The organism is Paraburkholderia sp. (genome assembly GCF_035656215.1).
Taxonomy (GTDB): domain Bacteria; phylum Pseudomonadota; class Gammaproteobacteria; order Burkholderiales; family Burkholderiaceae; genus Paraburkholderia.
This window is the reverse complement of record NZ_DASRSY010000285.1, coordinates 1-5,827: the sequence shown is the minus strand read 5'-3', so window position 1 is coordinate 5,827 and position 5,827 is coordinate 1. Positions and strand designations below refer to the sequence as shown.

6 protein-coding genes are annotated in these 5,827 nt (G+C 60.5%); 3 read left to right on the top strand and 3 right to left on the bottom strand.

What is annotated here, in order from left to right:
- On the bottom strand, positions 1-405 hold a 405-nt coding region (locus VFE81_RS16125; protein ID WP_325045555.1), incomplete at its 3' end, for a lipid II flippase MurJ.
- A gap of 511 nt (positions 406-916) precedes the next feature.
- Between VFE81_RS16125 and rpsT the strand changes: the two genes are divergently transcribed.
- Positions 917-1,195 (top strand): 30S ribosomal protein S20, encoded by a 279-nt coding sequence (gene rpsT, locus VFE81_RS16120; RefSeq protein ID WP_074282377.1) that lies wholly within the window; start codon positions 917-919, stop codon positions 1,193-1,195.
- A gap of 216 nt (positions 1,196-1,411) precedes the next feature.
- On the opposite strand, the gene VFE81_RS16115 is transcribed toward rpsT, so the two are convergent.
- Positions 1,412-1,759, bottom strand: coding sequence for a DUF3579 domain-containing protein (locus VFE81_RS16115; protein WP_325045556.1), 348 nt, complete (start codon positions 1,757-1,759; stop codon positions 1,412-1,414).
- A 437-nt stretch (positions 1,760-2,196) separates the two neighbouring features.
- Here VFE81_RS16115 and argF point away from each other — a divergent pair, with 437 nt between their 5' ends.
- Positions 2,197-3,126, top strand: a complete 930-nt coding sequence (argF, locus tag VFE81_RS16110; RefSeq protein ID WP_325045554.1) for an ornithine carbamoyltransferase — start codon at positions 2,197-2,199, stop codon at positions 3,124-3,126.
- Between the two features lie 236 nt (positions 3,127-3,362).
- Entirely contained in the window at positions 3,363-4,589 is a 1,227-nt protein-coding gene (locus VFE81_RS16105; protein WP_325045553.1) for an argininosuccinate synthase, read from the top strand.
- Positions 4,590-4,844: 255 nt separating this feature from the next.
- Here the strand turns inward: VFE81_RS16105 and murB are convergent.
- A partial coding sequence (murB, locus tag VFE81_RS16100; RefSeq protein WP_325045552.1) for a UDP-N-acetylmuramate dehydrogenase occupies positions 4,845-5,827 on the bottom strand: 983 nt, incomplete at its 5' end.

The window sequence follows — 5,827 nt, the reverse complement described above, 5'->3', positions numbered from 1 at the left end:
GAACATGATGCGCGTCATCGTGACCGCGAGCGCATAGGCCTGGCCTTCATGCGCAAGCCCTGACGCGACGATGAACACCACGCCCGATGCCCCCACCACGCCGATCACCGAGAGAATCGCGAGCGCCCAGGCAAGCACGGTCGACGTGGCGTCGACGAGCGCCTTGGTGGCGTCGTGTCCTTGCTGGTTCTTGAACTCGGCGAGAATCGGCACGAAGGCCTGCGAGAACGCACCCTCGGCGGAAATGCGGCGTAGCAGGTTTGGAATGCGGAAGGCGACGTAAAACGCGTCAGTATATTGACTGGCGCCGAACGCGCGGGCGATCAGCGTTTCGCGGGCCAGTCCGGTCACGCGCGACAGCAGCGTGAAGCCGCTGACCGTCAGCAGGGCTCGGAATAGATTCATGGGGCGCTTATTATACGGGTGCCGCAGGTGCGGACGACGAGCCGGAACGCGAATCGGACCGATTTGCGCCGCAGACGTTCGTTCGGATGAGTGGATCGGGCCGTTTTTTGTTGGCTGCCGCGCCCTTTGTCCGCCGAGCTCGCCGCTTGCCCGTCCAGTGCCCGCGCGTTAAGGCTTACAGAATCCAGGACCGTGCGAGGCAGCCCGGCACACCGGAATTGGCGATTCTCCGTTGCCACGTGCCTGATTTTGTTGCTATAATCTCTGGTTTCGAAGCTCGCTCAATTTTCGGACGGGGTTCAGGCACGCAATCTCATCCGGCACTCAAGCCGTATTGAGGCGTCAGCTAACCTCGAAATACACCGGAACGTAGCCCGCCTTCGCGTAGTTCGATCGATTATTTCGACACTTTTTGCGCTCTTGGGCAATCGCTTCCAGGAGTTCGATCTAAAAGCAGCACCTACCACTTGAAGGTCAGGTACTGGAAACAGGAACAGGATAAGGAACCGTCATGGCTAACACCGCACAAGCACGCAAGCGCGCCCGCCAGGCCGCCAAGGCAAACTCGCATAACTCGGCACTACGCTCGAAGTTCCGCACGGCTATCAAGGCTGTTCGCAAGGCAATCGAAGCCGGCGACAAGGCTAAGGCCGTTGAAATCTTCCAGGCATCGTCGAAGACCATCGACATCATCGCCGACAAGAAAATCGTTCACAAGAACAAGGCAGCTCGCAACAAGAGCCGTCTCGCTGCAGCCCTCAAGGGTCTGCAAGCGCCCGCAGCGCAGTAAATTCGGTCAGCCCGCTTCGGTGGGCTACCTCCTGTTTCCGCTGCAACAGAAAGGCTCGCTTCGGCGGGCTTTTTTGCTTCGGACTGACAGATCCGCACTGTACCGCGTGGCTCGTCGCGCACGTAACTGACGGACTGCTCACTGAGGCCTCGACCTCAGCCATAAAAAAACCCGCTACTCGCGGGTTTTTTCTTTTGCCAATCCGGCTGGCTTGCGCTACAGCACGTGCCTTTTGGCTTGCGGCGTTGCATGCTCAAGCTGCAACTCGCATGCTTCGGTCACGAGAAGGTCATTGTCTTTCGCAAAGTTCAGGACGAAATCGAAGGCCATCGGCTCGATGTCGCGCAAGCGCGAATCGAGAATCACGCATTTGAGGTCGCCGATCAGAGTGGGCCGGACGTACAACGAGTATTGCAGGTAAGCGTTCGGTCCCCTGCCGCCCGCTCTGGGACCGAAACATGACATCACGCCTGCGAGCCGCTCCGACCAATCACTCGGCCGAAATTTTTTCCCGGTCGACGTGATGCCCTGAATGAAATATTCGGTTGGAGCTGCTTCGGCCATGTAGGAATACCTGTGTGACTGCCCAGCGAGATGACGGCAAAGCTGACCGCAAAGCGGTTTTGGGATGCCTGAACACGTTGTACACGCCTGAATGGCGAACTGCGCCGCCGGAAACCGCGAAGGGCCGGACAAACCGCCTCGACGCTCGTCATGACGGCGCACCGCGAGGAAACTTTCCGAACCGCGCGAGCCGTGTCCCGCAAGCTCAATACCGGCCTGCTGGGCTTAGGGATAACCGCTAGATTATAGCGCAGCGGACCTTTTTCCGCAGCGCACACAAGCTCCATCCAAAGGCTGCGCGAGCCTTTCAGACAGCCTGCCCAACCTTTTGGCCGACTCGTCAAACGGGGCGAAATCCTTTATGCTGCATAGAGTTACCACAAACGACGGCGGCGCCGTCCGGCAATCCTGCCGGGTGAGACCGCCGTATTTGTTTCATGACCGCCAAGAAAATTCGCCACTACCTGCAGTTCAAGGATTTTTCGCTGGAAGACTACGAGTACGTGCTGGAACGCGCGCGTATTCTGAAACGCAAATTCAAGAACTACGAGACCTACCACCCGCTGCACGACCGTACGCTGGCGATGATCTTCGAGAAAAACTCGACGCGCACGCGCCTGTCGTTCGAAGCAGGCATCTTCCAGCTGGGCGGCCACGCCGTCTTCATGAGCACGCGCGACACGCAGCTCGGCCGCGGCGAACCGATCGAAGACGCAGCGCAAGTGATCTCGCGCATGGTCGACATCATCATGATCCGCACCTTCGGCCAGGACATACTCCAGCGCTTCGCCGAGAACTCGCGCGTGCCGGTGATCAACGGGCTGACCAACGAATATCACCCGTGCCAGGTGCTGGCGGACATCTTCACGTACTTCGAACATCGCGGTCCGATTCGCGACAAGACGGTCGCGTGGGTCGGTGACGCGAACAACATGTTGTACACGTGGATCGAAGCCGCCCAGATTCTCGGCTTCAAGCTGCGCCTGTCCACGCCGCCGGGCTACAAGCTCGACCGCGCCATGGTCGCGGCTGAAAGCGCGCCGTTCTATCAGGAATTCGACGATCCGAACGAAGCCTGCACAGGCGCTGATCTGGTCACCACAGACGTGTGGACCAGCATGGGCTTCGAAGCCGAAAACGAAGCACGCAAGAAAGCTTTCGCAGACTGGTGCGTAGACACAGACATGATGGCGCGCGCCAATTCTGATGCATTGTTCATGCACTGCCTGCCCGCCCACCGCGGCGAGGAAGTCAGCGCGGAGGTGATCGACGGCCCGCAAAGCGTCGTGTGGGACGAAGCGGAAAATCGTCTCCACGTGCAAAAGGCGTTGATGGAATATCTGCTGCTCGGCAAGCTGAATCACTAGGCGAGCCGCACGCAGCACCTGCGTGAAGCGCGACGGGGCCTTGAATACGAGGCAAGGCATCCACGTTTAGCGCCACGCATCGAGCCGGCGTCCACGGTTGCAAGCGGCCCGGCTCACCCACTGCGCTGCCCCAAAAACGCGGGCAAGCGGTGGTTTAGTGTCAAAATAGTGGTTTTCCGCGCTCCGGAACCGCCGGCGCGCCTTGTTTTCCAGCTTTCTCCAGCTACGAGTTCACCATGAGCGATATCAAGAAAGTCGTGCTCGCCTATTCGGGCGGCCTCGACACCTCCGTCATCCTGAAGTGGTTGCAGGACAACTACGACGCCGAAGTCGTCACGTTTACGGCCGACATCGGCCAGGGCGAAGAGCTGGAACCAGCGCGCAAGAAAGCCCTGCAGCTCGGCATCAAGCAGGACAACATCTTCATCGAAGATCTGCGCGAAGAATTCGTGCGCGACTACGTGTTCCCGATGTTCCGCGCCAACACGGTCTATGAAGGCGAGTACCTGCTGGGCACGTCGATCGCGCGTCCTCTGATCGCCAAGCGTCAGATCGAAATCGCCCGCGCAACCGGCGCGCAAGCGGTCTCGCACGGCGCAACCGGCAAGGGCAACGACCAGGTTCGCTTCGAACTCGGTTACTACGCGCTGGAACCGGGCATCAAGGTGATCGCACCGTGGCGTGAATGGGATCTGCTGTCGCGCGAAAAGCTGCTCGCGTACGCTGAAAAAGCTGGCATTCCGATCGAAATGAAGCACAAGCAAGGCGGCGCGCCGTATTCGATGGACGCGAATCTGCTGCACATCTCGTTCGAAGGCCGTCATCTGGAAGACCCGAAAGCCGAAGCCGAAGCCGATATGTGGCGTTGGACGGTGTCACCGGAACAGGCGCCGGACCAGGCTGAATACATCGACATCGAGTACGAACACGGTGATCCGGTCGGGATCAACGGCAAGCGTCTGTCGGCGGCTGAAATGCTGACCGAGTTGAACCGTTTGGGCGGCAAGCACGGCATCGGCCGTCTGGATCTGGTCGAAAACCGTTACGTCGGCATGAAGTCGCGCGGCTGCTATGAAACGCCGGGCGGCACGATCATGCTGAAGGCGCACCGCGGCATCGAGTCGATTACGCTCGACCGCGAAGTGGCCCATCTGAAAGACGACCTGATGGCGCGTTACGCTTCGCTGATTTATAACGGCTACTGGTGGAGCCCGGAGCGCCGCGCAATCCAGGTGTTGATCGACCACACGCAAGAGAAGGTCAACGGCTGGGTGCGCGTGAAGCTGTACAAGGGCAGTGTGTCGGTTGTCGCGCGCGATTCGAAAGAAACGCTGTTCGACAAGACGATCGCTACGTTCGACGACGACGGCGGCGCCTACAACCAGGCCGACGCTGGCGGGTTCATCAAGCTGAACGCTCTGCGTATGCGGATTGCTGAGAATGCACGCCGCCAACGCGACTAATGATGTGCGTTTCGGCGAAGGCTAACTTCGCGCAAGCGAAGCGAAGCTAAGCTAAGCGCCGAGAGGCGCAGCCGCGAACTGAAGCGCAGATGCGAAAAAGGCGCCGGGAGGAAACTCCCGGCGCCTTTTTCATTGCGGCGTCCTGCGCATCGAATAACGGCGAATCGGCTCCAAGCTGCGTCTACCCCTCTTGTGCCCAATCGGTACGACGGCAGCCAACCACCTAAGCGCGACTCGCTGCACCCGCTGCCGCAATCACAAGCAAACCGGCTCCGCTTCCAGCTCAACCCCAAATCGCGCCAGCACATCCCGCCGAACCGCTTTCGCGAGCGCCAATACCTCTGCGCCGCTCGCCCCACCGCGATTGACCAGCACCAGCGCCTGCCGTTCATGCACGGCTGCTGCGCCCATCGCACGGCCCTTCCAGCCACATCGATCGATCAGCCAGCCCGCCGCGAGCTTCACCCGACCGTCCGGCTGGAGGTAAGACACAAGCTCGGGCTCCTTAAGCTTCAGCGCCTCGAACTGCGTCGCCTCCACGACCGGATTTTTGAAGAAACTCCCGGCATTACCCAGTTGAAGCGGATCAGGCAGCTTGGCGCGCCGCACCGCGACTACTGCGTCGAAAATCGCTCGCGCGCTCGGCGGCGCATCGGCGTGTCCGCTCGCAGCCAGCTCACGCGCAATATCTGCATACCCGGCCCGCGGCTGCCAGACCTTCGGCAAACGGAAAGTGACCGAAGTAATCACGAAACGGTCACGCCCTTCCCGCTTGAAAAAACTGTCGCGGTAGCCGAATCGGCAAGCGCCGGCATCGAGCTCGACTACGGCCCCCGTTTCCAGCTCAATCGCCCGCAGCGACGCAAACCGCTCGCACATTTCCAATCCATACGCGCCGATGTTCTGAATCGGAGCCGCCCCCACCGTGCCCGGAATCAGCGCAAGGTTCTCCAACCCAGGCAGCCCTTGCGACAAGGTCCATGCGACAAAGTCATGCCACGGCTCGCCGGCTGCCGCCTCGACGTACCATGCGTCGTCGTCCTCGCGCACGACGCGGCGGCCTTGCAGCACCACCAGCAGCACCAGTCCGGCGAAATCCCCCGTCAGCACGACATTGCTGCCGCCGCCAAGTACCAGCCGCGGCAAGCCGTCGGCACGCGGATCGCGCACGGCAGCCATCAATTGCGCTTCGCGCTCGATCCGGCACGCAAACTGCGCGCGAACATCGAAACCGAAGG

What these genes read in the sequence shown, in the direction of transcription:
- VFE81_RS16105 (WP_325045553.1), top strand. Translation starts at nt 3,363, where the DNA reads ATGAGCGATATCAAGAAAGTCGTGCTCGCCTATTCGGGCGGCCTCGAC.
- VFE81_RS16115 (WP_325045556.1), bottom strand. Translation starts at nt 1,759, where the DNA reads ATGGCCGAAGCAGCTCCAACCGAATATTTCATTCAGGGCATCACGTCG.
- rpsT (WP_074282377.1), top strand. Translation starts at nt 917, where the DNA reads ATGGCTAACACCGCACAAGCACGCAAGCGCGCCCGCCAGGCCGCCAAG.
- argF (WP_325045554.1), top strand. Translation starts at nt 2,197, where the DNA reads ATGACCGCCAAGAAAATTCGCCACTACCTGCAGTTCAAGGATTTTTCG.